Genomic DNA, 24804 nt, shown 5'->3' with positions numbered 1-24804 from the left:
TCAGGGGAAAACGAATATGTTGAAAGTTAGTCTCTATCGTTACAATCCTGAAACTGATCAGGAACCGTACATGCAGGAAGTGGAGCTTGATACCGCAGGCAAAGACTTGATGGTATTAGATGTTCTCGAGTTGTTGAAAGGCAGCGATCCTTCTTTGGCTTACCGCCGCTCGTGCCGTGAGGGTGTATGTGGCTCAGACGGTATGAATATCAATGGCAAAAATGGCTTGGCCTGTATTACGCCGATTTCCGAAGCGCTAAAAAATGGCAAAGGTGGCAATAAATTAGTATTGCGTCCGCTGCCTGGTTTGCCGGTAATTCGTGACCTCGTTATCGACATGAGTCTTTTCTACAAGCAGTATGAGAAGATTAAGCCATTCTTGCTAAACGACACGCCGGCTCCCGCGATCGAGCGCCTTCAGTCCCCTGAAGAGCGCGAGAAATTGGATGGTTTGTACGAGTGCATTCTTTGTGCATGCTGTTCAACGGCTTGCCCGTCTTTCTGGTGGAACCCTGATCGTTTTATTGGTCCAAGTGGCTTGTTACAGGCTTATCGCTTTTTGGCCGACAGTCGGGATACCGCGACTGAGGAGCGCTTGAGTGATCTTGATGATCCATTCAGTGTTTTCCGTTGCCACGGTATTCAAAACTGCGTCAATGTTTGCCCGAAAGGTTTAAACCCTACAAAGGCAATCGGACATATTCGGAATATGTTGCTAAGCAGAGCAACTTAAGTATTCCCTCGGCTTTGGCCGAGCTATAAAACTCTGCGTATAGTTAGTCCTCTGGCGCTGCTTACGAGCAGCGCCAAATAAAATACAACTCGGTGCTTACCGGCACTATATGAGCGTTAAAGCGTATAAGAGGGAAGAAACGTTCCCTGTGGTGAGAGTCGGTTCTGCGGCGTACACTGATGTCGCTGGACTACACAGGGTGAGGAAGGCCTTATCGGGCCAGAATCATTCGAACTGCCACTTCCCTTATTTTTAGGTGGACAGGAATGCAGAAAAACTCAATGGAGCTTTTATGGAAGAGCTCACATATATCTGGCGGCAATGCGACTTACGTAGAAGAGTTGTATGAAGCCTACCTCACAGATCCCAATGCCGTTTCCGACGAATGGCGTGATTATTTTCAACAGTTACCCCGCGTAAGCGAAAAAACCACTCACGATATCCCTCACTCGCCGATTCGCGATCATTTTGCGCAATTAGCGAAGACGCCTATTCGGTATAGCGGTCCAGTGAGCAGCGATATTAGTGTTCACGAGCGCAAGCAGGTAAGAGTTATTCAGTTGGTCAGTGCCTATCGGCAGCGTGGTCATCAGGAGGCAGAACTCGATCCATTGGGTTTGTGGCAGCGCGCACGGGTCCCCGATCTTGAGCTCCAGTATCACCAGCTGACTGAAGCCGATTTTGACACTACTTTCCAAACTGGCAGTCTCTATATTGGCAAAGACCAGGCGACCTTAAAAGAAATCTACAATGCCTTGCGTTCGACTTATTGTCGCTCGGTCGGCGCAGAGTTTATGCATATCGTGGATACCCGCGAGCGCACCTGGATTCAGCAGCGCATGGAGAGCGTTCGGTCTCAGCCGCAGTACGGGCTAGAGGTGCGCACCCATTTGCTGGAGCGCTTAACCGCTGCGGAGGGCTTGGAGAAATCGCTTGGCTCCAAATACCCAGGTACCAAACGCTTTGGTCTTGAGGGTGGAGAAAGCTTAATCCCGATGATGGATGCCATTATCCAGCGTGCTGGTTCTTACGGCGCAAAAGAAATGGTTATCGGAATGGCTCACCGCGGCCGTTTAAACTTACTGGTTAATATCCTGGGCAAAAGCCCCGCTGAATTATTTGACGAGTTTGAAGGTAAAGTTAAATACCAAGGCTCAGCAGACGTTAAATACCACCAAGGCTTCTCGTCTAATGTGATGACCCCAGGCGGCGAAGTTCACTTGGCCTTGGCGTTTAACCCATCGCATTTAGAAATCGTTTCGCCGGTGGTAGAGGGTTCGGTGCGAGCGAGACAGGATCGCCGAAACGACCCAATTGGCGACAAGGTTGTCCCCATTGTATTGCACGGCGATGCAGCATTTGCCGGTCAAGGCGTGGTGATGGAGACATTTCAAATGTCTCAAACCCGTGCGTACAAAACGGGTGGCACGGTTCATATTGTTATCAATAATCAGGTTGGTTTTACCACTAGTCTGCAAGAAGATGCGCGTTCGACTGAATACTGTACCGATGTAGCAAAAATGGTTCAGGCGCCGATATTCCATGTTAATGGTGATGACCCTGAAGCGGTATTGTTTGTCAGTCAGTTGGCTGCAGATTTCCGTCAAGAGTTTAAGAAAGACGTCGTTGTCGACCTTATCTGCTATCGCCGCCGTGGTCACAATGAAGCTGATGAGCCCTCGGGCACACAGCCATTGATGTATAGCAAGATCAGCAAGCAAAAAACAACACGCGAGCTGTATGTTAATAAATTACTTGAAGAGGGGGCTGTAACTAAAGACTTAGCCGATAAAATGGCTGACGATTATCGTCAGGCACTTGATAACGGTGAGCACGTTGCCAAAAGTCTAGTGATGCAGCCAAATACTGAACTGTTTGTTGATTGGACGCCTTATCTTGGTCACGCTTGGGATGTTGCCGGTGATACCACAATCGATCCCAAATTGTTAAAAGAAACAGCCGACCTCGTCAATGCGGTACCAGAAGGTATTGTCGTACAGCGTCAGGTGGCCAAGATTTATGAAGACCGTCGCAAGATGGCTGCTGGCGCTATGCCGATAAACTGGGGCTTTGCCGAAGTTTTGGCGTATGGGTCACTGCTAAAGCAAGGTCATAAAGTACGCCTAACCGGCCAGGATGTCGGTCGCGGTACTTTTTCGCATCGTCATGCAGTGCTGCATAGCCAGAGCGATGCGAGCCGGTATGTTCCACTGCAGAATATGGCTGCAGATCAACCTAGCTTTTCTATTTTCGACTCCTTGTTATCGGAAGAGGCAGTACTTGCGTTCGAGTATGGATATTCGACCACTCAGCCAGACTCCCTAGTAATTTGGGAAGCGCAGTTTGGTGACTTTGCCAACGGTGCCCAAGTTGTTATTGACCAGTTTATTAGCAGTGGTGAATTGAAGTGGGGGCGTCTGTGTGGACTTACCATGTTGCTGCCACACGGCTATGAAGGGCAGGGACCAGAGCATTCGTCTGCTCGCTTAGAGCGTTTCTTGCAGCTTTGTGCTGAGCACAATATTCAAGTGTGTATCCCGTCGACGCCTGCGCAGGTTTACCATATGCTGCGCCGTCAGGCGATTCGGCCTCTGCGCCGCCCACTGGTGGTAATGTCGCCGAAGAGCTTGCTTCGTCATAAAGAGGCCGTTTCAAGCATTGAGGAATTAACCGAAGGTCATTTCCAGAATGTGATCGACGAGACCGACGATATCGATAAGTCTAAAGTCACGCGGATGATTTTGTGCAGCGGTAAAGTCTACTACGACTTGCGAGCAGCTCGTCGTGAGCATAGTAAAGACTCGGTAGCCATTGTTCGTCTAGAGCAAGTATATCCATTCCCTTATGACGATTTGCGCAATGCGATTGCGGGTTATCCAAACCTCAAGAAGGTGGTTTGGTGTCAGGAAGAGCCGCGCAACCAAGGTGCTTGGTATAACAGTCGCCACCGTATGACCCGAGTGATTCGCAGCTTTAAGCCGGAGAAAAACCTTTTGTTGGGTTATGTGGGGCGTGAGCCTTCTGCATCACCTGCAGCTGGATACATGGCTTTGCACCTTGAACAGCAAGAGAAATTTATTAAACAGGCATTAAAACTTTAAGGTTTTAATCAACTTATAAAGACTGTCTCGTACAGCGAATTTAATGACAGGAAGAGTGATGAGTACTGAAATCAAAGCGCCAACATTTCCGGAATCAGTAGCAGACGGTTCTATTGCAACATGGCATAAGAAAGTCGGCGAAGCGGTGACCCGTGATGAACCCTTGGTAGATATTGAAACGGATAAAGTGGTTCTTGAAGTTGTGGCGCCTGCGGACGGCGTATTGAAAGAAATTATAAAAGGCGAAGGCGATACGGTTCTAAGCGATGAGGTCGTTGCCTTGTTTGAGGAGGGTGCATCAGCAAGCGTTTCTGCTGAGCCAGCGGAAGAAGCTACCGCACCGGCTGCCGCAGCCGATCTCAAGATCAGTCCCGCAGCGCGTAAAATGTTAGATGAAAAAGGCATTGATGCGGCCGCTGTTACCGGTACTGGCAAGGGCGGCGTTATTACTAAAGAAGACGTTGCTGCGTATAAGCCTAAGCCTGCCGCGGCACCCGCTGCGAAACCGGCGCCAGCACCTGCCACTGCGCCAGCGGTAGATGTGCCTGCCGGTGAGCGAGTTGAAAAGCGCGTGCCAATGACGCGCTTGCGCAAGCGTATTGCCGAGCGTCTTCTGGAGGCGACGCACACGACTGCGATGTTGACGACATTTAACGAAGTCAACATGAAGCCGATTATGGATTTGCGCAATCAATATAAAGATTTGTTTGAAAAATCGCACAACGGCACCCGCTTGGGCTTTATGGGCTTCTTCGTGAAAGCGGCCTGTGAATCGCTGAAGCGTTTCCCCGCGGTAAACGCATCTATTGACGGCGATGATGTGGTTTATCACGGCTATCAGGATGTCGGTGTAGCGGTATCAACTGAGAAAGGTTTGGTTGTTCCGGTACTTCGCGATGCTGAAAACATGAGCATGGCTAAAATTGAAGAGAAGATCCGCGAATACGGCTTGCGCGCTAAAGATGGCAAGCTAAGCATGGAAGATATGACAGGCGGTACGTTTACTATCACCAACGGTGGTGTGTTCGGTTCCTTGCTGTCAACGCCAATTCTAAACCCGCCGCAAACTGCCATTTTGGGAATGCATAAAATCCAGGATCGCCCAATGGCGGTAAATGGCGAAGTTGTTATTTTGCCGATGATGTACTTGGCGCTGTCTTACGATCACCGCTTGGTCGATGGTAAAGACGCGGTGCAATTTCTAGTAGCGATTAAAGACTTAATTGAAGATCCAGCGCGTATTTTGCTAGAAGTTTAATTGAGTGCGCCGGAATACGCCGGCGCGTGTATTTTTCAGCAGTGGTTGGCGGAAGGTAGGCTTACCTGCTGCAAACGACAGAACGGGAAGTGGAAATGTCGAAATTTGATGTGGTAGTAATTGGTTCTGGCCCAGCGGGTTATGTTGCCGCGATTCGCGCAGCGCAGCTAGGTTTGAAAACCGCCTGCGTAGAAAAGGCGCGTAACAAAAGTGACAAATTGGCCTTGGGTGGCACCTGCTTAAATGTGGGATGTATTCCCTCTAAAGCCCTGCTCGATAGCAGTTACAAATATCATGAAGCGAAGGACAACTTTGCTGATCATGGTATTGGCACTGGGGACGTAACGATTGATGTGCCCGCAATGATCAAGCGCAAAGATGCTGTCGTTGCGCAAATGATTGGTGGTATCGGAGGCCTTTTCCAAGCAAATGGCGTTACCTCTATTGAAGGCTTAGGCAAGGTACTTGCTGGTAAAAAAGTAGAAGTGACCGCCGCTGACGGCAGCACGAGCATTCTCGAAGCGGAGAACATTATTATCGCTACTGGATCTATCCCGGTGGCAATTCCTCCGGCGCCGGTAGATCAAGACATTATCGTTGACTCTACAGGTGCGTTGGAGTTTCAAAGCGTGCCTGCCAAGCTTGGTGTAATTGGCGCTGGGGTTATCGGTTTAGAGTTGGGTAGCGTTTGGTCCCGTTTAGGTAGTGAAGTAGTGCTACTAGAAGCTTTGGACACTTTCCTGCCTATTGTAGATAGCCAAATTGCAAAAGAAGCGGCAAAAGTCTTTAAGAAGCAAGGCTTAGATATTCGTTTGGGTGCACGCGTTACTGCGACCAACACTGCCAAGGGTAAAGTTGAAGTAAGTTATACCCACAACGACGAAGAGAAAACCGAAATCTTTGATAAGTTGATTGTGTGCGTTGGTCGTAAGCCCATGAGCAATGGTCTACTTGCCCCTGATTGTGGTGTTAATCTTGATGAGCGCGGTTTTATCTTTGTTGACGATCACTGCAAAACCGATGCCGCTGGCGTATTCGCTATAGGTGACGTGGTTCGTGGCCCAATGCTCGCCCACAAGGGGTCTGAAGAGGGCGTGATGGTGGTAGAGTGTATTGCTGGTCACAAAGTCACGATGAACTACGATTGCATCCCTTCGGTGATTTATACTCACCCAGAGATCGCCGGCGTAGGTAAAACCGAAGAGCAGCTGAAAGCAGAGGGTGTTCCGTATAAAGTCGGTACTTTCCCATTTGCGGCTATCGGCCGAGCTGTAGCTGCAAATGACTCAACGGGCATGGTTAAAATGCTCGCCCACGAAGAGACTGACCGTATTCTTGGTTGCCATATTATCGGTGCCAGTGCAGCGGATTTAGTGCAACAAATTGTTATCGCTATGGAATTTGGCTCTTCAGCGGAAGATATTGGCTTGACTGTATTTGGTCATCCAACGCTGTCTGAAGCTGTTCATGAGGCCGCGTTAGCGGTAAATGGACAGGCTATACACATGCCGAATCGCAAGAAGCGTAAATAGATTTGCGGTAGTGCGCGAAATTCGGGAAAATACGCATCCCGATTTCGCGTTGTTACTGCAATGTGCAGAGGGAGCGGGCCAAGTCACTGACAGGATCTAACTCGCTTAACACTTCCACAGACCGAGATGGTAATTCCAACATGAACCTTCACGAGTACCAGGGCAAACAGTTGTTTGCTGAATACGGGCTACCTGTTTCTACAGGATATGCCTGTGATACCCCGGAAGAAGCTGCAGCAGCAGCTGATAAAATTGGCGGCGACAAATGGGTAGTTAAAGCCCAAGTTCACGCTGGTGGCCGAGGCAAAGCTGGCGGCGTTAAGCTAGTTAGCAGCAAAGAAGAGATCAAGGCATTTGCTGAAAAGTGGCTAGGTAAAAACCTGGTAACTTATCAGACAGATGAACATGGTCAGCCCGTCTCTAAAATCTTAGTTGAGTCGTGCACTGACATTGATCAAGAGTTGTATTTGGGCGCGGTTGTAGACCGCTCTTCACGTCGTATCGTTTTCATGGCATCTACCGAAGGTGGTGTTGAGATCGAGAAAGTTGCAGAAGAGACTCCAGAGAAGATTCTCAAGGCAATTATCGATCCGATGACTGGCGCTCAGCCATACCAAGGTCGCGAACTGGCGTTCAAATTGGGTTTAAACCCAACTCAGGTTAAGCAGTTTGTAAATATTTTCTTGGGCTTGGCTAAATTGTTCCAAGACAAAGACCTTGCGTTGATGGAAATCAACCCGCTGGTTATTACCAGTGAAGGTAATTTGCACTGCCTAGACGCCAAACTGGTTGTTGATAGCAATGCAATGTATCGCCATCCTGAATTGAAAAAAATGCATGATCCTTCACAGGAAGATGCACGTGAAGCGCACGCTGCGAGCTTTGAACTTAACTATGTCGCGCTAGATGGCAACATCGGCTGCATGGTAAACGGCGCTGGCTTGGCGATGGGCACCATGGATATCGTTAAATTGCACGGTGGCGCTCCTGCCAACTTTCTCGATGTAGGTGGTGGTGCAACTAAAGAGCGTGTTTCTGAAGCATTCAAAATTATTTTGTCAGACGACAGCGTGAAAGCGGTTCTGGTAAATATTTTTGGCGGTATCGTACGCTGTGATTTGATCGCAGACGGTATCATCGGTGCAGTACAAGAAGTGGGCGTTAAGATCCCTGTTGTTGTTCGCCTAGAAGGTAACAATGCAGATGTTGGCTCCAAGATTCTTGCAGAAAGCGGCCTGAACATTATCGCTGCTAACAGCCTCACTGAAGCGGCTGAAACAGTCGTTAAAGCAGCGGAGGGTAAATAATGAGCGTTTTACTTAACAAAGATACTAAAGTTATTTGCCAAGGCTTCACCGGCGCACAGGGTACTTTTCACTCTGAGCAAGCCATCGCTTATGGTACAAAAATGGTCGGTGGTGTAACGCCGGGCAAAGGTGGTCAAGAACATTTGGGCTTGCCAGTATTTAATACTGTTGCCGATGCGGTTAATGCTACTGGTGCAGAAGCTTCAGTAATTTACGTTCCCGCCGCATTTTGTAAAGACTCTATCCTTGAAGCAGCCACTTCCGGTATCAAACTGATTGTTTGTATCACCGAAGGCATTCCAACGCTGGATATGCTGGAATGTAAAGTGAAGTGCGATGAGATGGGTGTGCGTCTGATCGGACCAAACTGCCCAGGTGTTATCACTCCAGGTGAGTCTAAGATTGGCATTATGCCTGGTCATATTCATTTGCCAGGTAAAGTGGGCATCGTATCTCGTTCAGGTACTTTGACCTATGAAGCAGTTAAGCAGACTACTGACTATGGTTTTGGTCAGTCTACTTGCGTAGGTATCGGTGGTGATCCGATTCCTGGTTCAAGCTTCATCGACATTTTGGAAATGTTCCAGAATGATCCACAAACCGAAGCGATTGTGATGATCGGTGAGATTGGTGGTACTGCTGAAGAAGAAGCTGCTGCGTACATCAAAGCAAACGTGACCAAGCCTGTTGTATCTTACATTGCTGGTGTTACCGCACCTGCTGGTAAGCGCATGGGCCATGCTGGCGCGATTATCTCTGGTGGTAAAGGTACTGCTGACGAGAAGTTTGCGGCACTGCAAGACGCTGGTGTTAAAACTGTTCGCTCGCTGGCGGATATCGGCAAAGCGCTGAAAGAAATTACCGGCTGGTAAGTTCAGTTGGTATTGTTAGAAAAGGCGGCTTCGGCCGCCTTTTTGCGTTTAAGGGCAGACATAATCAATTAGCTGAGTCTTGATTAAAGAAGTGAATCATGATTCACTTCTTTAGCGTCTTAGGGAGTCTATATGGCATATCGCGAAACACCGATGGTAAAACAGCGCAAGCTTGCGCAAAAGTCGGGTTTGCTTCGTGCAGCAGAATCCTTGGTGAGGGAGGGCGGGTTTGCCGCTCTCACCATCCAAGCTGTCGCCTCAAAGGCGGGTGTTGGTGTCGGCACTGTGTATCGCTACTTTAACAATAAAGATGAATTGAGCACCGAGGTGTTTAGACGTGCAACGATTCGAGAGCTCGAGGCAGTCAAGCTCGCCTTGTCAGCTGAGTTATCGGTTGCAGTGCGTCTCGCGGATGCCGCTGAAGTATTTGCCCAGCGCGCATTTGCCGCGCCGAAACTAGCATGGGCATTAATCGCCGAACCTGTTGATCCGGCAGTAGATCTGGCGCGCCTAGAATATCGAAAAGCCTATTCCGCACTTTTCGAAGCGGTGATCGCTGAGGGCGTAGATAGTGGTGTATTGGTATCGCAGACTCCGTCCTTATCTGCCGCTGCCTTAGTTGGCGCAATGGCAGAGAGCCTATTAGGGCCATTGGATCATCCTAGCTGCGACTCACTTACAATAGTCGCGTTGCGAGAGTTTTGTTTAAGAGCAGTTGGGGTTTTATATAAACCCTAGTACAAAATTATATTCAATGAGGAGGGCGTATGTCGCTTATACAAAAGCATGCTGAGCATATTGAAAGTACAAGTGGTGAAACTCACGAGGTATTTAACCAGTCCTCTGCCTTGGAAAATTACAATTTGTATAAAAGCGATATCGCTCTTCAAGAAGCCCTTCATCACTATGGCGTTGAAGATACCGAGAGCCTTGTTGCCCACGGTGCCCGTTGTGGTGAAGCTGAAGTGATTGCATGGGGCTTTGACGCTAATGAGAATAAACCGCAGTTCGATACTCACGATCGTTTCGGCAGGCGCGTCGATCTCGTTAAATTCCATCCCGCTTACCATAGCCTAATGGAATTGGCGCTTAGCAATGGGATTCACTCCGGTCCCTGGCGCGATGGCGTTAAAAATGCACACCTAAAGCGCGCTGCACTTAGCTATATGCAGGCGCAGGTAGAAGCGGGGCACGGCTGCCCGTTAACGATGACCTTCGCATCGGTTCCAACGATAAAGTTAAGCCCGGCATTGGCTGCAACATGGCTGCCGAAAATACTTGCTAACAAATATCAGCCTGACAATGTCCCGTATTTTGAAAAGAGTGCTGTCACCATTGGCATGGGGATGACCGAGAAGCAGGGTGGCTCAGACGTGCGTGCGAACACCACCGTGGCAGAGCCGATCACTGCTTCGGGCAATGGTGCCTTGTACACAATAAGCGGTCACAAATGGTTTTTATCGGCGCCAATGTGCGATGCCTTTTTGATGCTGGCGCAGGCTCAGGGTGGCCTGAGTTGCTTTTTAGTGCCGCGTTGGCGTGAAGATGGCACCAAGAATGGGCTTTACGTTCAGCGCCTTAAAAATAAAATGGGTAATGTCTCTAACGCCTCGTCAGAAGTAGAGTTGCGTCAGGCCCACGGTTGGATGGTTGGCGACGAAGGGCGCGGGGTATCGGCGATTATCGAAATGGTGTCGCTGACGCGCTTTGATTGCATGGTTGGCTCAACGGCAGGGCAGCGCCAAGCGGTTGCCCAAGCCGTTAATCACGCTCAACAGCGCTCATCATTCGGCGCGCGCTTGATAGATCAGCCTTTAATGCAGAATGTCTTAGCGGATCTACAGCTTGAGGTTGAGGGCTCGCTTGCCCTGACTATGCGCATGGCGAAGGCGCTTGATAACGCGGATGATCCGAGCGAACAACTATTAATGCGCCTAGGTACGGCGGTTGGCAAGTTTTGGATATGTAAACGCACTCCCGGCCACGCTTATGAGGCTATGGAGTGTTTGGGGGGGAACGGCGTTATTGAAAATTGCATTATGCCGCGTCTATACCGCGAGGCCCCGATTAATGCCATCTGGGAAGGTTCGGGCAATATACAAGCATTAGATGTGCTACGGGCCCTCCAAAAAACGCCCGCGGTGCTGGAGCGTTGGTTTAAGGAGATGGCTAAATCCGCAGGCAGCTATCCCTTGCTAGACGCTGCAGTAGAGCGGCTGCAAACTTTCTTCAATAAACCGGGAAGCCTCGAGTTTCGGGCGCGCTATTTGATTGAGCAGTTAGCATTGACGATGCAAGCGGCACTATTGGTGCAATCTGCCCCGCAGCCGGTTGTGGACGCCTTTGTTCGCTCACGTTTGAGTGGTGGCCAGGCTGTTTACGGCTGTTTGCCTGAAGGTGTCGACGTACACATGATTTTATCAAGGGTGCTTCCAGAGTTTGATTGCGCTGAGTCTTGAAAAAAAAAGTGATGGCCCCATCTTATAGACACTGACCACAGAAGCTGTGGCCACACTTAATTTTTTTGAAGAAAGGTAGCAACAATGTCGACAGCAGAAAAAGAAACTCTGGGTTTTCAAACTGAAGCAAAACAAATGCTGCAGTTAATGATTCACTCAATGTATAGCAATAAAGAAATCTTTCTTAGAGAGCTGGTATCAAACGCCTCTGACGCCGCTGATAAATTACGCTATGAAGCACTATCCGATAGTGCGTTGTTTGAAAATGATCCCGATCTTCGAGTTCGCGTTACCCTTGATAAGGAAGGTAATACGCTATCCATTAGTGACAACGGTATTGGCATGTCACGCGATGAGGTTATTGCCAATTTAGGTACCATTGCGCGCTCAGGTACTGCTGAATTCCTTAAGAATCTCAGTGGCGATGGCAAAAAAGATTCTCAGTTAATTGGCCAATTTGGTGTTGGTTTTTACTCGGCATTTATTGTTGCAGAGCGCGTTGAGGTGTTTACCCGTCGCGCTGGTGACACGGCGTCATCTGCCACCCATTGGGAATCTACTGGCGAAGCGGATTTCTCCGTAGAGGAGTGCGAAAAGCTTGATCGTGGTACCACGGTTGTACTCCATCTGCGTCCCGAAGATAGCGAGTTTGCAGACGATTGGCGCGTTCGCTCCATCATTAAAAAATATTCCGACCATATTAGTATTCCTGTGCAAATGCTGAATACTCCGCCTAAGGCCAAAGAGGGTGAAGAGCAAGCGGAGCCGAGTTTTGAGTCGGTAAACAGTGCAACTGCACTGTGGACACGCTCTCGCAGTGAAGTGACTGACGAAGAGTATCAAGCGTTCTACAAGCACGTCAGCCATGGCTTTAGCCCGGCCCTGCACTGGAGTCATAACAAAGTTGAAGGGAAATTAGAGTACACGAGCTTGCTGTACTTACCTGGCCAAGCGCCGATGGACTTATGGAATCGCGATGCTGCGCGTGGACTGAAATTATACGTTCAGCGCACCTTTATCATGGACGACGCTGAGCAGTTCTTGCCCTTGTATTTGCGCTTTGTGAAAGGCGTTATTGATTCAAATGACTTATCTTTAAATGTATCTCGAGAAATACTGCAGCAAGACCCCGCTGTCGACGCGATGAAGAGTGCCTTGACTAAGCGCGTGCTTGATATGCTTAGCAAATTGGCAAAAAGTGATGTTGAGAAATACCAGCAGTTTTGGAAAGCCTTTGGTCAAGTGCTGAAAGAAGGCCCTGCGGAAGATTTCACTAATAAAGAAAAAATCGCCAAGTTATTGCGTTTTGCGACCACTTTTGACAATAAATCTGAACAAACGCACTCACTTGAAGATTATGTGGCGCGCATGAAGGAAGGTCAGACTAAAATTTACTATGTTGCCGGCGAGAGTCATAAGACAGCGTCAAGCAGCCCGCACTTGGAAGTGTTCCGTAAGAAGGGCATCGAAGTGTTGTTACTTTCCGAGCGCGTAGACGATTGGTTGATGAACCATTTAGCGGAGTTTGATGGCAAGTCTTTCCTAGACGTAGGTCGCGGCGAACTGGATCTCGGCGATTTGGAAGATGAGGAAGAGAAAAAGGCACAGGAAGTACTCGCAGAGGAGCACAAGGATCTGGTCGAGCGAGTGAATAAAGTCCTGGCTGAAAAAGTAGAGACAGTGCGAGTCACTAGTCGTCTAACCGAGTCCCCCGCGTGTTTAGTTGTCACTGAAGACGATATGGGGGCGCAAATGCGCCGAATGATGGAAGCTGCTGGGCAGGCGCTGCCACCGAGCAAACCTATTTTTGAGCTAAATCCTGCTCATCCGCTTGTGCAGAAACTGGATCAAGAAAGTGATGAAGATCGTTTCGCTGATTTGGTAGACGTCTTGTTCGATCAGGCTCATTTGGCGGAGGGTGCGCAGCTAGAAGATCCGGCTAGCTACGTTCACAAGTTAAACAAGCTCTTGCTTGAGTTAAGTGCATAATTTATTTGTAGTAAAAGGCGGCGAAAGCCGCCTTTTTTGTTTTAGTCCGGTGTAGCAGTGATAAACTCCCAGTAAATAAGACAGGGGTTAAGTCTAGTATGGGAAAACAATATAAGGTTGCGATTATTGGTGGTGGCAGCTTTGGCACTGCAATAGCTAACATCATGGCGGATAATGGACATGATACCTGCCAGTGGATGAGAACCGTTGCACGTGTAGACGAAGTCAATGAGCTACACACAAATGAAGTTTACTTGCCGGGTATACAGCTTAATCCCGCCCTAAGGGCTAGTTCAGATCTTAAGGAGGCAGTCGCGGCTTGTGATGCGGTTTTTTTCTCGATACCAAGTAAATCCAGCCGCGAAGTTGCGCGCCAGCTCGCCGATTACCTCGCGCCTGGCACAATTTTGGTTAGCACCACCAAAGGTATAGAGTTCGATACCAATAAACTCATGAGCGAGGTGCTAAAAGAGGAACTGCCTCAGGTTCGTTTAGGCGTGATGAGCGGTCCTAATCTCGCTAAAGAATTAGCTGCCAGAATGATTACAGGCACCGTAATTGCAAGCGCAGATCCGGAAGTGGGTAGCGTCGTTCAGGATATTTTGCAGTGCTCATACTTTCGAGTTTACGCCGGCAGTGACATGTACGGCGTGGAGTTGGCTGGTGCGCTGAAAAACGTATACGCAATAACCGCGGGTATGGCGGCTGCTATGGGTTGTGGTCACAATACGATCAGTATGCTCGTGACCCGCAGTTTGGCCGAAATGAGTCGCTACGCAGTGATGAAAGGCGCCGATCCACTGACATTCTTAGGTCTGGCTGGAGTCGGCGATTTATTTGTCACCTGCACGTCGCCACTGAGCCGAAATTACCGCGTTGGCTATGAATTGGGGCAGGGGCGTGATCTCAATGAGGTGGTTGAAAGTCTGGGGCAGGTTGCCGAGGGCGTAAATACCCTTAGATTAATGAAAGAGCAGTCGGAAGCCTTAGGGATTTATATGCCTTTGGTAAATGGTCTCTACGATATTATTTACAATGGTCGTAAAGTCAGCGAGGTCATTGGCACGATGATGTGTGCTGAGCAAAACCGCGATGTAGAGTTCATCATTAAGTAATGTAATAGGTAATATGGAAATTTTGTTAATACGCCACGGTTCAGCCTCGTGGGATACCAAAACAGATATCGAGCGTGAACTAACCGCGGGTGGTGAACAAGAAGTTAATGCAGCGGCGGACTGGATAGCAGCCAGTTCCTGGCGACCCGACGAGCTTTGGGTGAGTCCATACAAGCGCGCGGTTCAAACCGCCGCGATTTTAAATCGCGAATGGCAGCTGCGACCAAGATTGAAATCGTCATTAACGCCAGACACCCCGCAGTCAGAATTAGAAGCAATGTTGGCTACGTTTCGCGGCGAGCGACTAATGGTGGTGTCGCACAACCCTCTGTTGAGCAATATCATTGCCTCTTGGCATGGCGGTGCCAATAAAAGCTACTGGGGTATGCAGCCGGCGAGTATGGCCCTTATCAGCGCAGAGGTATTTGCGCAGGGTTGCGGCAATTTAGAATGGCTTCGTCACTATCCTAATTACGATCATAACGGGCGATGAGTGTTCGTTTGGCATGTGAAAAACGTTTCAATGTTGAAGGTTTAAACATTGCGGCAAAATTGTGGGGCGACGATGCGCGACTCCCCGTTATAGCCTTGCACGGTTGGTTGGACAACGCGGCTAGCTTTGATTGCATTGCCGCCCAATTGACAGATTTTCAGGTGTTGGCCATCGATTTACCTGGTCACGGTTTAAGCGATCACAAGCCAGCGTCTGGAAATTATGCGATTTGGGATGACTTGCGCGTTATTACCGCCGTCGTAGATCAAATGGGCTGGTCTGAGTTTTCTGTTATTGGTCATTCCCGCGGTGCCAATATCTCGACCCTGCTTAGCGCCACGCTGCCGGACAGGGTGAGCCATCTGATTTGTATAGATGGTTTACTGCCACCGCCAGAACCCGATAGCAACTTTCCGCTGCAATTGGGCAGGTATATCACTGATTTTGCGGATAGCAAATCCCCGCGCGGTGACAAGGGGCACGCTAGTTTTGAGGCGGCGGTCGCGGCGAGGATAAGGGCGACGCCAATGACGGCCAAAGCCGCCGCTTTAATTGTAGAGCGAGCTAGCGTAAAGACAGACGACGGTCGCTATTATTGGCGCAGTGATAGACGATTGAAATTTGCTTCCCCTGTAAAGTTAAGCCTTGGCCAGTTGCAGGCGGCACTGGATGCGATTTCGTCACCGGCGCTGCTGATTTCCGCCAAACAGGGCTTGGGGCAATGGTTGCCAAAATGGCCCTTCGATATCACAAAGCGTTTCGTTGTTAAAGAAATTGAAGGTCAGCATCACTGCCATATGGAAGCGCAATCGGTACAAATGGTAGCGTGGATTAAGGATTTTATCGGGGCTAAAAGCTCGTAAAATAAGTGGCTTTCACGATAACAATCCACACCAGTTGCTAATTCGAGCTGATAGCGTCTGGTGCGGATACATTTACATGCTGATAAGAGATAAGAATTCGGTGCGAGTCGCTTGATTGTCTTTAAAGGCGCCGAGCATTGCACTGGTGCGCATCACCGAGTTTTGCTTTTCCACACCGCGCATCATCATGCACATATGGCGGGCTTCAATGATAACGCCGACACCTTCTGCGCCAGTGACGTCCATCATCGTATTCGCAATTTGGGTAGTGAGACCCTCTTGGATTTGCAGGCGTCGAGCGTACAAATCGACGATGCGAGCTACTTTCGACAAGCCGAGCACTTTGCCGCGCGGGATATACGCAACGTGGCATTTGCCAATAAAGGGAAGCAAGTGATGTTCGCACAGGGAATAGAGTTCGATATCTGATACCACCACCATTTCATTGCAGTCAGACTCGAATAGGGCATCGTTGACAACGTCTTTTACATTGCGACGATAGCCTTCGGTCAGGAACTCAAACGCCTTTGCTGCTCTAGTCGGCGTATCTATCAAACCGTCACGGGTCGGATCTTCGCCGATTTTTTTAATAATATCTGCAAACGCCTTTTCCACTGTTTATCCTTCATGCGTTATCGGGGCTGGAATGGTAGCAAACCCGCCGTGAGTTTCCAAACGATCTTGAACATAGCTGTTGTTTTATGCGGCTGCTTTTACTCATATTAAAACAGTGCAGGATTCTTTGTTTAGCTAGTGTAAAATTACGTTTTACATTTTTTGGGTATCGTCGTGAGCCAAGTAAACAATATTACCAATGAACTAGTTAGCATCCGCGACTACCTTCGCTGGGGTGTCAGTGAATTCGGGCGCGCAGGTTTGTTTTTTGGCCACGGAACAGATAACGCTTACGACGAATCTCGGGTTTTGGTTTCACATGTTTTAAATTTGCCGTTCGATTTTGAGGCAGAACTGTTGGATGCCCGCTTAACTATTGCCGAGCGAGAATCAATTCTGTCGCTGTTAGAGCGCCGGATTACTGAGCGCGTTCCCGCAGCTTACTTAACGCGAGAGGCGTGGTTTGCAGGGCTATCCTTTTACGTTGATGAGCGAGTATTGGTGCCGAGATCGCCAATTGCAGAATTAATTGCGCAGGATTTTGAGCCTTGGCTGTCTGGTATTTACCCGCAGCGAATCCTTGATCTTTGTTCCGGCAGCGGTTGTATTGGTATTGCTTGCGCCTATCAATTTGAAGATGCCAGTGTTGATTTGGCCGATATCTCTCTTGATGCCATTAATGTCGCCGATATAAATATTGCTCGCCACGAGCTCTCTGACCGCGTTCGCGCTGTGCAGTCAGATGTTTTTGAATGGCTGGCCGGTGAACGCTATGACTTAATTGTCAGCAACCCGCCTTATGTCGATGCCGAAGACCTTGCGGATATGCCCATGGAGTATCACCGCGAACCAGCGCTAGGCTTAGCATCTGGGCCTGACGGTTTAGATATTACTCGGCAAATCTTGCGTTATGCCGCAGATCACCTAAATGTCGGCGGCGTATTGATAGTCGAGGTGGGGAATAGCTGCGTGGCCTTGGACGAGGCTTTTCCGAACGTACCCTTTATGTGGCTGGAATTTGAGCGCGGAGGGCACGGGGTCTTTGTCATGACTCGCGAGCAATTGCTTGAATATGCAGACAGTTTTGCATGAGGTTCTGACGGCCTTTGTCGTTTTGCCGTATAATCCGTCAGCAGTGTGGCGCTAATTAAAGTCGATTCAGGAAGGTTCATGTCAGGTAATAGCATCGGTAAATTATTCACGGTAACCACCTTTGGTGAGAGCCACGGTCTCGCCTTAGGGGCGATTATCGATGGCTGCCCACCAGGTATTGAGCTCTCCGAACTGGATATGCAGCTGGACTTAGATCGCCGCAAACCAGGCACCTCTCGCTATACAACTCAGCGCAGAGAGGATGACGTAGTTAAAATTCTGTCCGGTGTTTTTGAAGGAAAAACCACTGGTACCTCGATCGGTTTACTTATAGAAAACACCGACCAGCGATCGAAAGACTACGGTAAAATTAAGGATCGTTTTCGCCCTATGCACGCGGATTACACGTATCAACAAAAATACGGCGCCCGCGACTATCGAGGCGGCGGTCGCTCCTCTGCGCGGGAAACGGCCATGCGCGTGGCTGCGGGTGCGGTCGCTAAAAAATATTTGCTAACACACTGCGGAATTGAAGTGCGGGGCTATCTTTCTCAGCTCGGCCCGATCGCTGTGGAAAATGTCGATTGGAGTGTGGTGGAGACCAACCCCTTCTTTTGTCCCGATGAAAGTAAAGTGGGGGAAATGGAAGAATATATGCAGAAATTGCGCAAATCCGGTGACTCTGTGGGGGCAAAATTAACCGTTGTCGCCAGCGGTATGCCAGTGGGTTTGGGTGAGCCTGTGTTCGATCGGCTGGATGCGGACATCGCTCATGCACTCATGGGCATAAATGCAGTAAAAGGTGTTGAATTGGGCGCGGGCTTTGATTGTGTTGATGCTTTAGGTAGCCTTCATCGCGACGAGCTCACGCCAGACGGTTTTACCTCTAATAACGCCGGTGGTGTGCTTGGTGGAATCTCCAGTGGCCAAGATTTGGTGGCCCATCTCGCGCTTAAACCTACCTCCAGTATTCTCGTGCCTGGCAAGACGGTAGACATCGATGGCAATGCCGTTGAAGTCATCACCACTGGTCGTCATGACCCTTGTGTGGGTATTCGCGCGGTTCCCATTGCTGAAGCGATGGTTGCGATTGTGTTGATGGATCATTTGCTCCGCAATCGGGCACAAAATGCCGATGTGCATTCCACAACACCAGTCATTCCCGCTGCTAACTCGTAATTAGTGTGTCTGCCTCGGTGCCGTACTGGCGCTTGTCGGGTTTCTATTTTTGCTATTTTGCATTATTGGGAACTTGGGTGCCGTACTGGGCCCTTTACCTTAAATCTCTAGGTTTTAGCTCCGAAGAAATTGGTGTTTTGTCGGCTCTGGTGATGGCGACTAAGATCGTTGCGCCGAACCTATGGGGATGGCTGGCTGATCACTACGGTCACCGAAGCCGGATTATTCGATATGGGGCTTTTTTCGGCATTGTGGCATTCAGCGGCGTGTATCTCCGCTCGGATTTTTGGTGGTTGGCCGCTGTTGTGGTGGCATACAGTTTTTTTTGGAATGCGGTGCTAGCACAGTTTGATGTGGTGACGCTTTCTCATCTCGCCGGGCGTTACGGGCGCTATAGTCGTATTCGAGTGTGGGGCTCCATCGGTTTTATCGTCGCGGTTCTGGGTGTGGGGTGGTGGTTAGATACCCATCCTATTGTTCATCTGCTCTATCTTATTAGCGCATTGTTAAGCGGTATTTGGCTCGCAAGCTTGTTGGTTTCTGAAAAAAATGGGAGTCAGCGGGGGGCTCAAACCCGCGCGTCTCTATTGGTTATTCTGCGTCATCCCGCGGTGCTGGCATTTTTTGCGATCAGCTTTTTTTTGCAGCTATCCCACGGCCCGTACTACACATTCTTCAGTATTTATCTTGAGGTACAGGATTATTCAAAGTCCGCAATAGGTGTTTTGTGGTCGCTAGGCGTGATTGCCGAAGTAATCCTTTTTATCGGAATGCACCGGGTGTTGGCGGCGTTTAGCCTTCGCAATATTGTGCTGTGGAGTTTGGGCTTGTCTTGTTTGCGTTGGTTGTTAATTGCTTATTTTGTCGAATACCCCGTGGTACTCATTTTTGCGCAGTGCTTGCACGCGGCCAGCTTTGGTAGTTATCACGCGGCGAGCATCGAGATTATTAGGCGGTCTTTTGTCGGTCATCAGGGCCAAGGTATGGCCTTATATAGCGGCTTAAGTTTTGGTTTAGGTGGCGCGGCTGGCGCCGTTCTGAGTGGCTGGGCTTGGGACTTAAGCGGGGTTTTGTGTTTTACCGTGGCCGCGTTTGCAGCTGCAGTCGCCTTTGCCATTGCCTGGCACTATCTTCGCTCGCCGCTATACGAACAATCTGCGATCACCGAGCATTCTTAAAATAACTAGCCGATGACGAGCAGCTTTTGTAGACTCGCTGGGAAATACTTATTTAGGTAGTGTTATGGCACAGGAATCGGTGGTTTACGGTTGTATCACAGATATGTTGTATGCGCGCAGCAAAGAGGACGTCGCTGAGCGAAGGGACAATAATCAGTTGGTGACAGCCTCTTTGCCAGCGTCTGAAGACTGGCCTTTGCTGTGTCGTGAAATGTTTTCGGCACCGCGACCCGCCATAGATTTCGGCGATTGCCAGACCGATGTGATTCATTTTGGCAGCTCCTACAAAGCAATAGAGCATGAATGGGATGCTTGGCTGCAGCAGTTTGAGAAGGTCCTTCACAAGATGTATTGGGTGACGGCAACGGTGCATCTGCAAACGGCCTACAGCGGCACCCACACCTTTGTTTGGCAGGCAGAAGACGAATGTCATGTGCCGGGGCAGGGTACGGGAAAGCTGCGCTGTGAGTGGGTTCGGGAAGATACGTTAAGCTAAGCGATACAAGTACATTAAAACGGTAACACAACGTGGCAAATGAGTATGTAAAGGCGTACAAGCGCTATCGAACACCGGTGTTGGCGGTATTGGCGACAGTTATGCTGGTGTGCTCAGCGGTTTGGAGTTTCGATGTGCCCTGGCGTGATATTGCGCAGTATTTTTTACTGTGTGTGCTGGGTGTGACGTTTATAGCGCTGCTGGCCGCAGCGCTGGTTTTTGTAATGAAAAAGATTCAAGGCTAATGTTCATTATTTTAGCTTAAAACAATATCAACACTGAGTTGATCCGCGATAGTATCGAGGCTTTCTTCCAGCTCATCAAAATTACATCCTTGTGGCATTTCCGCGCTGACGTGGGCTTCAAATAAGGCATCGCCACTCATTGGGGCGCTGGTAATATTCGAGCTCATTTCGACAACGTTGATTTGTTGTTGCTTTAGCGCGCGACTGACTTCGCGCACAATTCCCGGGCGGTCGTTACCTAGAATATGCAATTTACACAGTTTTGGCTTGGCGCCAGCTGCCGGTATCTGGCCTTGTTGGATATTGATTGTTAAGCCTTCAATGTTAAGGCTTAGCAGCGCATTGCTGAGTTCGTCGACCTCACTTGCGGGAACGGTGACTCGGGCAATGCCAGCAAATTGGCCGGCGAGCTGGGTCATACGGCTTTCTAGCCAGTTGCCTTGGTGGTCAGCGACAATGTCGGCCAGACGTTCAACCAGTCCTGGGCGATCCAGTCCCAAAAAGGTAAAGACAAGAGAGTTGTTCACGGTGTCGTCCTTTTTATGCGTAGGTGGTGTTAGATTATAGTCTTAGCTGACGAACAGAGTAATACTATAGAAAGGCAGAGGCTTCGACATGAAAGTGATTGTGGATTTTTGTATTACTCCCTTAGGGGTTGAAACATCATTGACGCCGTATATTGTAGAATGCCAATTAATTCTCATCGATATGGGTTTATCTCATCAACTACACGCTTATGGTACCAATATAGAAGGTGAGTGGGAGGTGGTAATGGAAGCGGTTAAGCGATGCCATGTCCGCCTTCACGAAATGGGGGCGCCTAGGCTGTCAAGCCAGTTAAAGATTGGAACGCGATCTGATCGCGAACAAACTAAAACTATTGCAGATAAAGTCGAACATGTGCGTGCTCATTTGGCCAAGCAGGCACCGTGAATGCGAGCAATTTGTTAACCAAGGGAAATAAAATGAAACGTATCGGTATGCTAGTGCTTGTCCAGTCTTTGTGTATTGGAAGTGTTTTCGCGGCACCGGCGGTGAACGATTTGATGTGGGCGGAAGTGCTGGATGCAGACCATCGCAGCGCGCAAAATCACCTCCGCGATGAGTATCGCCACCCATTGCAAACGCTGCTTTTCTTTGGCGTTCAACCCTGCGACTCCGTAGTAGAGTTATGGCCCGGTGGGGGTTGGTACACCGAAATTCTGACACCGATTGTTAAAGATTGCGGCAAGCTCTACACAGCACACTTTGCAACAGATAGTGATGTGAGCTATTACAATAAGTCGCGCTCAGCCTTTGATGCCAAGCTGGCGAAAGATCCCGCGGTATATCAAAAAGTGGTGGTTACCACACTGCAGCCGCCAGCGTATCGAGATATCGCGCCAGCCGGCTCAGCTGATAAGGTGCTTACCTTTCGCAATGTACACAACTGGCTTAAGTCAGGTGTCGCTGAGGACGTTTTTGCCGCCGCATATAAAGCCTTAAAGCCTGGCGGTATCTTCGGTGTGGTTGAGCATCGGGCAGATCCGGATGCCTCATTGCAAACCATGATAAAGAGCGGCTATGTCTCTGAAAAGCAGGTTATTGCACTGGCTGAATCCGCTGGGTTTTTATTGCTTGATAGCAGTGAAATTAATGCCAATAGCAAGGATAATCACGATCATCCGGCAGGTGTCTGGACTTTACCTCCCAGCTTGCGACTGGGCGACCAGCAGCGTGAAAAATATTTAGCGATTGGCGAAAGCGATCGAATGACCCTTAAATTTGGTAAACCTGTTCATGAGTGATTATGTTGAAATCCCCTGGCAGAAGCTGAGCGCGGATGCGTTTCAAGGCCTGCTAGAGGAAATGGTGACCCGGGACGGCACTGATTACGGCGAGACAGAAATAAGCCAGGAGGAAAAAATAAGCCAACTTCGCATGGCCTTGGAAAACAACAAGGCTATTATTGTGTTTAGTCCAGACACTGAAAGTTGGAGCGTTATTGCTAAGGACTAACGACATAAACGCAGAAAACCGCCGTGTTGTGCACAACGATGACAATTTTGGAGTTTAAGTTTGGCTATAGTCGCAGATCACACACTTGATACCTGCGGGCTTTTTTGCCCAGAACCGGTTATGTTGTTGCACAATAAAATTCGCGATATTTCCTCTGGGGATGTGCTTGAAATAGTTGCCACTGACCCTGCCACGACGCGGGATATTCCCAAGTTTTGCACCTTCCTTGGCCATGAATTGCTATCGCAGGAAGAGGGCGCTGGCAACTACCGTTATTTTGTTAAAAAAGCTTAAAAGCATGCGCTCAGGTTAATAATTGCTGAAGTGCTCGCGTTGCAATTTGTCCTCCCGCTTTAATTTGATTGGCAATGTGGTATTGAAAAAAGTATCGAAAGTTTCCCTCGCGCTGAACCGGATAAAGGCACTCGTCACTCGGGAGTACTGGCGATTCTCGGGCAAGACTTAAGTCTGCCACAAGCGCCTCTAATTTCCCGTCGCTATGCAAGCGCCAGCTGATTACGGGTTCTAGTAAAAATTGTTTGTCGTCACTCAATAATGCTGCGTGGCTGCCTATAAGGTCAGGGATTTCCTGCACAATGTGCATACCACTTTGTTGTGGATACTCGCACATCGCGTCCAGGGCAGCGGCGTGATGGGGTGGAATGTCACTAAAATGACGCGAGCTGCGCGGGTCGTAATAGCCACGGGTTTGACCAGATTCAGGGTCTTTAAGGTCTATGCAACGAGCAATACCGCTTAGCCAAGGTAAGATCGCGACATCTTGACCATTTGCCAAACGCGCCCAAGCTAGAATCTTCACCGCATAGAGTTTGTCACGACTCAATGCGTGGTGGGCGTAGAGCAAACAGAGGCCCTCGTACTCTGGGGAAATTCGAAGGATTCGATGCTGCTCTGTGCGTGAAGAACGCAGAGGAAAGGGGATTATCTTCGCGGACGAAGGTTTACCGTGGTTACGTGGAGCCATATATCATTCCTCACGTAGCGGGCGGTACATCCCAGCGGATTTTGTGAGGTGTGCACCTTGCACAAAACCTTTCAAGGAAAACCTCGAATCAATACCGATATAAACTAAACTCGGTCGCTGCGATGTCCCTTTCTGCTAAAATTACTCTCTGTTTATCGATTTGCCAAGTGTTTGACCATGACTTCTTGCTATTTTGCCTATGGCTCCAATATGAATCCCGCCAGAATGCGGGCTCGCGGCTTGCGCTTTTTGACGGCGGAAGCTGCGTCGCTGCGTGGGTTTAAGTTGGTTTTCAACAAACAATCGCACTGCAAGCCGAGTGTCGCCTATGCCAACGTGCAGCAGGCAAGTAACTGCCATGTCGAGGGCGTTTTATATACATTAGCCAGTATCGATAACTTGCGCTTAATGGATCATTTTGAGGGTACGCCGGTACGTTATAGCCGAGAGTGCATGCACGTTCACACAAGTTCTGGTCAGCGTGCGACGTGGATTTACCTGGCCAACCCAGCGTATATCAACAATGCATTGTTGCCGGAAAGTAGCTATCTCGCCCATTTATTGGCCGGACGCCAGTTTTTGTCCAGTGAATACATCGACATATTGACTGGCCATGAGAGCGTATACTCTGAGCCTCTTCTCGGCGAGCAGGGCTTGTTGCGCAATGCCTGACGCCAACTTAGCAACGGGTAACATTTCTACAGATGCTGACCTTATCTGTTCGGTATTTGCGTCTTGTTTTTGGGCGTCGGATCGAACGCGCTTGCTTGGCGGGGGTGCGGAGCCCTTATATCGACCTGCAGATGAGCAGATCGATTACCACCAGATTATTTTCCGCTCAGATTACGCGGCAAGCGCATTGCACGAGGCTGCGCACTGGTGTATTGCGGGCGAGCAAAGAAGATTGCTGCTTGACTACGGATATTGGTACGAGCCTGACGGAAGAGGCGTGGAGCAGCAGCGAACGTTTGAAGCGGTAGAGGCTAAACCCCAGGCTTTGGAATGGATGTTCAGTGTTGCGGCGGGCCGTCAGTTTAGAGTCAGCATCGACAATTTAGATGGCGGCGCCATTGATCCTTTTCCTTTTCAGCTTGCGGTGTGGCAAGCGGCGCATCGTTATCGGGTGTTTGGACTTCCGCGGCGGGCAGCGCTGTTTTGCCAGGCATTGCAAGCGCACTTCAGAACAGGCTCCTGTGCGAACGCCGACAACTATTTAATTGGTAAAATAATATGCAATTAAATCAGTTAATTATGTATGTTTGTTAATTCTTATTATAGATTTGTGTTTGAGCTA

The 24804-nt window shown here is 49.2% G+C and carries 26 protein-coding genes; 23 read left to right on the top strand and 3 right to left on the bottom strand.

Annotated features, from left to right (window positions below):
* Positions 1-16 precede the first annotated feature (16 nt).
* From KXJ70_RS00625 to KXJ70_RS00570, 12 genes are all read left to right on the top strand, one after another.
* Positions 17-733 carry a succinate dehydrogenase iron-sulfur subunit gene (locus KXJ70_RS00625; protein ID WP_219041536.1) on the top strand — a complete coding sequence of 239 codons (717 nt, stop codon included), beginning with the start codon at positions 17-19 and terminating at the stop codon, positions 731-733.
* A gap of 266 nt (positions 734-999) precedes the next feature.
* Complete coding sequence (locus tag KXJ70_RS00620; RefSeq protein ID WP_219041535.1) at positions 1000-3834, top strand: 2-oxoglutarate dehydrogenase E1 component; 2835 nt, start codon at positions 1000-1002, stop codon at positions 3832-3834.
* A 58-nt stretch (positions 3835-3892) separates the two neighbouring features.
* Positions 3893-5092 carry a 2-oxoglutarate dehydrogenase complex dihydrolipoyllysine-residue succinyltransferase gene (gene odhB, locus KXJ70_RS00615; RefSeq protein ID WP_219041534.1) on the top strand — a complete coding sequence of 400 codons (1200 nt, stop codon included), beginning with the start codon at positions 3893-3895 and terminating at the stop codon, positions 5090-5092.
* Between the two features lie 95 nt (positions 5093-5187).
* On the top strand, positions 5188-6624 hold the full coding sequence (gene lpdA, locus KXJ70_RS00610) for a dihydrolipoyl dehydrogenase (RefSeq protein ID WP_219041533.1): 1437 nt from the start codon (positions 5188-5190) through the stop codon (positions 6622-6624).
* A gap of 140 nt (positions 6625-6764) precedes the next feature.
* Positions 6765-7931, top strand: coding sequence for an ADP-forming succinate--CoA ligase subunit beta (sucC, locus tag KXJ70_RS00605; protein ID WP_219041532.1), 1167 nt, complete (start codon positions 6765-6767; stop codon positions 7929-7931).
* On the top strand, positions 7931-8803 hold the full coding sequence (sucD, locus tag KXJ70_RS00600; protein WP_219041531.1) for a succinate--CoA ligase subunit alpha: 873 nt from the start codon (positions 7931-7933) through the stop codon (positions 8801-8803). Before sucC ends, sucD begins: the two co-directional genes overlap by 1 nt.
* A 132-nt stretch (positions 8804-8935) precedes the next feature.
* Positions 8936-9541: a TetR/AcrR family transcriptional regulator gene (locus KXJ70_RS00595; RefSeq protein WP_219041530.1), complete on the top strand. Its 606-nt coding sequence runs from the start codon at positions 8936-8938 to the stop codon at positions 9539-9541.
* A gap of 29 nt (positions 9542-9570) precedes the next feature.
* Positions 9571-11262: an acyl-CoA dehydrogenase family protein gene (locus tag KXJ70_RS00590; protein ID WP_219041529.1), complete on the top strand. Its 1692-nt coding sequence runs from the start codon at positions 9571-9573 to the stop codon at positions 11260-11262.
* Between the two features lie 84 nt (positions 11263-11346).
* Positions 11347-13251 carry a molecular chaperone HtpG gene (gene htpG / locus KXJ70_RS00585; RefSeq protein WP_219041528.1) on the top strand — a complete coding sequence of 635 codons (1905 nt, stop codon included), beginning with the start codon at positions 11347-11349 and terminating at the stop codon, positions 13249-13251.
* A 98-nt stretch (positions 13252-13349) separates the two neighbouring features.
* The gene (locus tag KXJ70_RS00580; protein ID WP_219041527.1) at positions 13350-14366 is read left to right on the top strand and encodes an NAD(P)H-dependent glycerol-3-phosphate dehydrogenase; all 1017 of its coding nucleotides are present in this window, start codon (positions 13350-13352) and stop codon (positions 14364-14366) included.
* Positions 14367-14379: 13 nt separating this feature from the next.
* Positions 14380-14859 carry a SixA phosphatase family protein gene (locus KXJ70_RS00575; protein ID WP_219041526.1) on the top strand — a complete coding sequence of 160 codons (480 nt, stop codon included), beginning with the start codon at positions 14380-14382 and terminating at the stop codon, positions 14857-14859.
* Entirely contained in the window at positions 14856-15722 is an 867-nt protein-coding gene (locus KXJ70_RS00570) for an alpha/beta hydrolase (RefSeq protein WP_219041525.1), read from the top strand. The genes KXJ70_RS00575 and KXJ70_RS00570 overlap by 4 nt, the downstream gene beginning before the upstream one ends.
* 72 nt (positions 15723-15794) lie before the next feature.
* Here KXJ70_RS00570 and folE read toward each other — a convergent pair whose 3' ends face one another.
* On the bottom strand, positions 15795-16337 hold the full coding sequence (folE, locus tag KXJ70_RS00565; protein ID WP_219041524.1) for a GTP cyclohydrolase I FolE: 543 nt from the start codon (positions 16335-16337) through the stop codon (positions 15795-15797).
* Positions 16338-16511: 174 nt separating this feature from the next.
* Here folE and prmB point away from each other — a divergent pair, with 174 nt between their 5' ends.
* The 5 genes from prmB to KXJ70_RS00540 all read left to right on the top strand — a co-directional run bounded on the left by prmB (position 16512) and on the right by KXJ70_RS00540 (position 20527).
* Entirely contained in the window at positions 16512-17429 is a 918-nt protein-coding gene (gene prmB / locus KXJ70_RS00560; protein WP_219041523.1) for a 50S ribosomal protein L3 N(5)-glutamine methyltransferase, read from the top strand.
* 78 nt (positions 17430-17507) lie between these two features.
* The gene (gene aroC, locus KXJ70_RS00555) at positions 17508-18608 is read left to right on the top strand and encodes a chorismate synthase (protein ID WP_219041522.1); all 1101 of its coding nucleotides are present in this window, start codon (positions 17508-17510) and stop codon (positions 18606-18608) included.
* A 5-nt stretch (positions 18609-18613) separates the two neighbouring features.
* Positions 18614-19786, top strand: a complete 1173-nt coding sequence (locus KXJ70_RS00550) for an MFS transporter (RefSeq protein WP_219041521.1) — start codon at positions 18614-18616, stop codon at positions 19784-19786.
* Between the two features lie 64 nt (positions 19787-19850).
* Positions 19851-20282, top strand: coding sequence for a hypothetical protein (locus KXJ70_RS00545; protein WP_219041520.1), 432 nt, complete (start codon positions 19851-19853; stop codon positions 20280-20282).
* A 32-nt stretch (positions 20283-20314) separates the two neighbouring features.
* Positions 20315-20527 (top strand): hypothetical protein, encoded by a 213-nt coding sequence (locus tag KXJ70_RS00540; protein ID WP_219041519.1) that lies wholly within the window; start codon positions 20315-20317, stop codon positions 20525-20527.
* Between the two features lie 11 nt (positions 20528-20538).
* Here KXJ70_RS00540 and KXJ70_RS00535 read toward each other — a convergent pair whose 3' ends face one another.
* Entirely contained in the window at positions 20539-21054 is a 516-nt protein-coding gene (locus tag KXJ70_RS00535; RefSeq protein ID WP_219041518.1) for a glycine cleavage system transcriptional repressor, read from the bottom strand.
* A gap of 88 nt (positions 21055-21142) precedes the next feature.
* Here KXJ70_RS00535 and KXJ70_RS00530 point away from each other — a divergent pair, with 88 nt between their 5' ends.
* The 4 genes from KXJ70_RS00530 to tusA are packed head-to-tail and all read left to right on the top strand — an operon-like array spanning position 21143 to position 22819.
* Positions 21143-21460 carry an MTH1187 family thiamine-binding protein gene (locus KXJ70_RS00530; protein WP_219041517.1) on the top strand — a complete coding sequence of 106 codons (318 nt, stop codon included), beginning with the start codon at positions 21143-21145 and terminating at the stop codon, positions 21458-21460.
* A 32-nt stretch (positions 21461-21492) separates the two neighbouring features.
* On the top strand, positions 21493-22314 hold the full coding sequence (locus KXJ70_RS00525; RefSeq protein WP_219041516.1) for a class I SAM-dependent methyltransferase: 822 nt from the start codon (positions 21493-21495) through the stop codon (positions 22312-22314).
* Positions 22307-22525: a YheU family protein gene (locus KXJ70_RS00520; protein ID WP_255558145.1), complete on the top strand. Its 219-nt coding sequence runs from the start codon at positions 22307-22309 to the stop codon at positions 22523-22525. Before KXJ70_RS00525 ends, KXJ70_RS00520 begins: the two co-directional genes overlap by 8 nt.
* A gap of 60 nt (positions 22526-22585) precedes the next feature.
* On the top strand, positions 22586-22819 hold the full coding sequence (gene tusA / locus KXJ70_RS00515) for a sulfurtransferase TusA (protein WP_219041515.1): 234 nt from the start codon (positions 22586-22588) through the stop codon (positions 22817-22819).
* 10 nt (positions 22820-22829) lie between these two features.
* Here the strand turns inward: tusA and KXJ70_RS00510 are convergent, their stop codons facing one another.
* On the bottom strand, positions 22830-23510 hold the full coding sequence (locus KXJ70_RS00510; protein WP_219041514.1) for a hypothetical protein: 681 nt from the start codon (positions 23508-23510) through the stop codon (positions 22830-22832).
* A gap of 177 nt (positions 23511-23687) precedes the next feature.
* Between KXJ70_RS00510 and KXJ70_RS00505 the strand changes: the two genes are divergently transcribed.
* Entirely contained in the window at positions 23688-24182 is a 495-nt protein-coding gene (locus KXJ70_RS00505) for a gamma-glutamylcyclotransferase family protein (RefSeq protein ID WP_219041513.1), read from the top strand.
* A complete protein-coding gene (locus tag KXJ70_RS00500; protein WP_219041512.1) occupies positions 24175-24750 on the top strand; it encodes an elongation factor P hydroxylase in 576 nt (191 codons plus the stop codon). Before KXJ70_RS00505 ends, KXJ70_RS00500 begins: the two co-directional genes overlap by 8 nt.
* The last annotated feature ends 54 nt before the right edge of the window (positions 24751-24804 follow it).

This window comes from Zhongshania aquimaris (assembly GCF_019312595.1).
Taxonomy (GTDB): Bacteria; Pseudomonadota; Gammaproteobacteria; order Pseudomonadales; family Spongiibacteraceae; genus Spongiibacter; species Spongiibacter aquimaris.
The sequence above is the reverse complement of the archived record's forward strand: the minus strand, read 5'-3'. Positions and strand labels throughout refer to the sequence as shown.

What these genes read in the sequence shown, in the direction of transcription:
- sucC (WP_219041532.1), top strand. Translation starts at nt 6,765, where the DNA reads ATGAACCTTCACGAGTACCAGGGCAAACAGTTGTTTGCTGAATACGGG.
- KXJ70_RS00500 (WP_219041512.1), top strand. Translation starts at nt 24,175, where the DNA reads ATGCCTGACGCCAACTTAGCAACGGGTAACATTTCTACAGATGCTGAC.
- KXJ70_RS00530 (WP_219041517.1), top strand. Translation starts at nt 21,143, where the DNA reads ATGAAAGTGATTGTGGATTTTTGTATTACTCCCTTAGGGGTTGAAACA.
- KXJ70_RS00505 (WP_219041513.1), top strand. Translation starts at nt 23,688, where the DNA reads ATGACTTCTTGCTATTTTGCCTATGGCTCCAATATGAATCCCGCCAGA.
- KXJ70_RS00575 (WP_219041526.1), top strand. Translation starts at nt 14,380, where the DNA reads ATGGAAATTTTGTTAATACGCCACGGTTCAGCCTCGTGGGATACCAAA.
- KXJ70_RS00545 (WP_219041520.1), top strand. Translation starts at nt 19,851, where the DNA reads ATGGCACAGGAATCGGTGGTTTACGGTTGTATCACAGATATGTTGTAT.
- KXJ70_RS00570 (WP_219041525.1), top strand. Translation starts at nt 14,856, where the DNA reads ATGAGTGTTCGTTTGGCATGTGAAAAACGTTTCAATGTTGAAGGTTTA.
- KXJ70_RS00620 (WP_219041535.1), top strand. Translation starts at nt 1,000, where the DNA reads ATGCAGAAAAACTCAATGGAGCTTTTATGGAAGAGCTCACATATATCT.
- KXJ70_RS00590 (WP_219041529.1), top strand. Translation starts at nt 9,571, where the DNA reads ATGTCGCTTATACAAAAGCATGCTGAGCATATTGAAAGTACAAGTGGT.
- sucD (WP_219041531.1), top strand. Translation starts at nt 7,931, where the DNA reads ATGAGCGTTTTACTTAACAAAGATACTAAAGTTATTTGCCAAGGCTTC.
- odhB (WP_219041534.1), top strand. Translation starts at nt 3,893, where the DNA reads ATGAGTACTGAAATCAAAGCGCCAACATTTCCGGAATCAGTAGCAGAC.
- KXJ70_RS00580 (WP_219041527.1), top strand. Translation starts at nt 13,350, where the DNA reads ATGGGAAAACAATATAAGGTTGCGATTATTGGTGGTGGCAGCTTTGGC.
- htpG (WP_219041528.1), top strand. Translation starts at nt 11,347, where the DNA reads ATGTCGACAGCAGAAAAAGAAACTCTGGGTTTTCAAACTGAAGCAAAA.
- aroC (WP_219041522.1), top strand. Translation starts at nt 17,508, where the DNA reads ATGTCAGGTAATAGCATCGGTAAATTATTCACGGTAACCACCTTTGGT.
- lpdA (WP_219041533.1), top strand. Translation starts at nt 5,188, where the DNA reads ATGTCGAAATTTGATGTGGTAGTAATTGGTTCTGGCCCAGCGGGTTAT.
- KXJ70_RS00525 (WP_219041516.1), top strand. Translation starts at nt 21,493, where the DNA reads ATGAAACGTATCGGTATGCTAGTGCTTGTCCAGTCTTTGTGTATTGGA.
- KXJ70_RS00595 (WP_219041530.1), top strand. Translation starts at nt 8,936, where the DNA reads ATGGCATATCGCGAAACACCGATGGTAAAACAGCGCAAGCTTGCGCAA.
- KXJ70_RS00510 (WP_219041514.1), bottom strand. Translation starts at nt 23,510, where the DNA reads ATGGCTCCACGTAACCACGGTAAACCTTCGTCCGCGAAGATAATCCCC.
- KXJ70_RS00625 (WP_219041536.1), top strand. Translation starts at nt 17, where the DNA reads ATGTTGAAAGTTAGTCTCTATCGTTACAATCCTGAAACTGATCAGGAA.
- KXJ70_RS00520 (WP_255558145.1), top strand. Translation starts at nt 22,307, where the DNA reads ATGAGTGATTATGTTGAAATCCCCTGGCAGAAGCTGAGCGCGGATGCG.